This window comes from Novipirellula artificiosorum (assembly GCF_007860135.1).
GTDB lineage: Bacteria > Planctomycetota > Planctomycetia > Pirellulales > Pirellulaceae > Novipirellula_A > Novipirellula_A artificiosorum.
The window spans coordinates 1-3,227 of the sequence record NZ_SJPV01000051.1 but is presented as its reverse complement, the minus strand read 5'-3'; the positions used below and the strand labels follow the sequence as shown (position 1 = coordinate 3,227).

At 53.8% G+C, this 3,227-nt stretch carries 1 protein-coding gene; it reads left to right on the top strand.

Annotated elements, in window-relative coordinates; genetic code table 11:
- Window positions 1–1,720 precede the first annotated feature (1,720 nt).
- Window positions 1,721–2,905: a group II intron reverse transcriptase/maturase gene (gene ltrA, locus Poly41_RS33650; RefSeq protein ID WP_197232001.1), complete on the top strand. Its 1,185-nt coding sequence runs from the start codon at window positions 1,721–1,723 to the stop codon at window positions 2,903–2,905.
- The last annotated feature ends 322 nt before the right edge of the window (window positions 2,906–3,227 follow it).

The window sequence follows — 3,227 nt, the reverse complement described above, 5'->3', positions numbered from 1 at the left end:
TACCAAACCGGTCAGAAACTCAGTGATGAACTGAAATCCGAATTGAGAATCATCTACGATGAAGCGCTGCCAAAATGGAACTATACTACTAGCCTGTGAAGTAAGCACTTATTGTTCACGCGATGCTAAGTAGATACTGGCGTAATTGCGGTTCGCGCAGAAGAAATGATTCGATCTGCGGATCTTGACCCTCGCGAAAAGCCTTCTCGTATTCATCGGCATGGCGATCGATCCGCTCTTTTTGTTCGAGTGAAAGATCTGACGGTTTAGATTGCATCTCGTAGGTTCGCGCTGCAAGGGATCCAAGCTCTGCTCAATAGACCGGCCCGTGATGCTGGGCACGGGCGACATTCTGGCGAGTCTCAGTGTGAATTCCATCAATAGCAGTCAAGCAAGATCGCCGAAATGAGGCCTGCTCTCAAAGACTGAATATCAGTCCTCGCGTCATCACAACTCGGAACACCGGTATGAATGCGGAGTCCGCAATTATACCGATTGTACTAGTGATTACGCCCACCCATAACCCCAAGAAACTCGAGAAAACCCCGCACCCACGTTTTCCCGACAATCTGCTAACCTGGTGATTGATCGTTTTGTGAGCCCGACGGAAGAATCTCCTTACTTGCTTGGCGTCCCAGAATCACACGTTGCTAGTTCAATCTTAGATGGCTGCAAAGGCGGCCAGCAACTTGCACAGGAGTCAAGCAATGCACACTCGAATCGATCAAGAGCAAACAGTGGAAACAGCTTTTTCTATGGTCTTATCCGCATTAGCACGGACTGTTCGAAAAGTTCGGGCAGGGAAGGCCGGAGATTCCGACATAGAGAGACTCTCCCAGGTCCTTGAGACGCTTCCGTTGCCATTCGACGAGTATACGTTTGCCTAACTGGACAGCGCGCGTGAGCCGCAGGGCTCGCGAGCTTAGTCGTAGGGTGGCGAAAGCCATTCTACAACAAACGGTGAGATCGCCTTCCTTGGGCGGTCGAAGCCTACCTGGGCGGGTCCGTACCTGTCTAGAACTTGTTTCTCGAACTTCAATTTGGAGGTATGTGCTAGTGTCACCTTAATCGTGATAGCGAAGGAGCCAGGAAACAAGACTTGGGGAGGCGGCGCGATTCGGCCTGGGCGGAGTGTCAGACCCCGCGTGTGGTTGAAACATGGTGGTCCAGCAACTCGAAGGATCATCGGCGGGCGGCACATACGGTTAGCCGTTCGTCAAACGTCAGGGTGGTTGGTGTTGTCACCTCGAGAAAATGGCTCGTGAATCTGACCGGTGAGGTCCCCGCTCGTCCGTCCGCTGTGAGAACAGCAGTACGGTAAGCCAACGTATAAGCCGACGGTGAAAACAGAGGTAATGCGACGCGATATGAACCAGAGGCCCCATCCGCCTTGCGAATTTTCATCCAGCAAACCTGGGGCTGAACTGCCAACAGTTCGGCTTGGGACCACAGCAGACGCGGAGTAGTCCGACAGAGTTCGGATGAAAGCAGATACCTGATTTCAGTTCACCCGAAACGATCGTGCAGACAGGCTCGGCATGATGCCGAGCGCTCAGAGTTAGTCGCCGCGTCGAAGGGCCGCCAAATGGCCCGTCCGTGTTCTGCAAAGCCCGGACATCGACGCGGCACGCGACTCCAATGGGATAGCGAAGGCTAAGGCACATGGGCAGCGGCCGATCGACAGTGAGGGTGGCGGTTACCAGAATGTAGGATGGCCCACATGGCCAAGAAAAGGAAAGTGCATTCATTGACCGGTCGAATCGACGACCGGCTGATGAGGGAGGCATTCAAAGCGGTAAAACGCAACCGAGGTGCCGCGGGAATCGACAAAGTCAGCATTGGGATGTTCGAAGAAAATCTCGACGCCAATCTGGCTGCGCTCAAGCGTGACTTGAAAACAAGAGGTGCATTTTGCCCCAAGCCGCTGCGACGAGTGTGGATACCCAAAGACGCCAAAGGTACGAAGTTCAGACCGCTGGGAATTCCGGCTGTAAGGGATCGAATCGCTCAAGAAGTGATACGTAGGCTTCTTGAACCGATCTTTGAGCCGCTGTTTCATGATTGCTCGTTCGGGTTTCGTCCTCGGCGCAGTTGCCACAAGGCGATCGAGCGGGTGTTGTCGTTTCATGCTGAAGGAGACCGCGTCACTCTTGACGCAGACATCTCTGGATTCTTCGATAACATCCCACACAAGCTCATCGCTGGTGCTGTGGCCGAGGAGGTTGCCGATGGGAATATCCTAAACTTAATCGAGAAGTTTCTGGCAGCAGGTGTGATGGAAGGTGGCGTCTTCAAACCCACCACGGTCGGAACGCCGCAAGGCGGGGTGATCAGTCCATTGCTTGCCAACATCGTGCTCAACCAGCTCGATTGGCGACTGGAGAAAGCGGGGTATCGCTTCGTGCGGTATGCCGACGACTTCGTCGTCGTATGCAAGACACGCCGGCAGGCGGAAGCAGCCTTGGCAGAGGTCGAGAAGATCATGACCGACTTGGGACTCTCCTTGAGTCCCGAGAAAACGAAGATCGCCAGTTACGGGAAGGGTTACGAGTTCCTGGGCTTTCGACTTTCGAGTAGGTCACGAACGATGCGACCAAAGTCATTGGAGAACTTCAAGACGAAGGTGAGGGAGCTGACTCGGAGGTGCCATAACCTGGACGCCCGAGCAATCGAGAGACTGAACCGAGTGATTCGAGGCACGGCGAACTATTTCGCCACGAACTTCTCGACGTGCATCTGGCTGTTCCAACAGTTGGATAAGTGGATACGGATGCGTCTCCGCTGCATGAAGTTCAAACGGAAGTCGGATTGTGACAACTACCGACTCAGACAAGGAACGTTTGACAAGAAACTCGGCCTTTTGAAGATGCTTAGCTTTACGAAGACGACCATGTGTACGACATGAATGTGACTCCTCTGTGTCTTCCGCCCTTGGTATGGGTGGCTTTTGACAGGAGGCAATGATTCGGGGGTCGCCCGGTGCGAGAAAACCGCACGCCGGTAAATGCGGGGAATCAACCCCGTCTGCGACAACGGGGAGGCGGTGGTTAGACTAACCCTCTAACCTCCGCTATACCCACTCACTTCGTGGCTTCCTGGTGTAAGCATTCGCGGAAGTTGTGGTGAGAGCGAGTTGATCTGGCGGTGAGTGGCGGGATTCTCTATTTGGGGGTGCATGAGTGCTTCGGTTTTAGAATCTCAGTCGGTTGATGAACGTCTAAGGTCAC

What these genes read in the sequence shown, in the direction of transcription:
- ltrA (WP_197232001.1), top strand. Translation starts at nt 1,721, where the DNA reads ATGGCCAAGAAAAGGAAAGTGCATTCATTGACCGGTCGAATCGACGAC.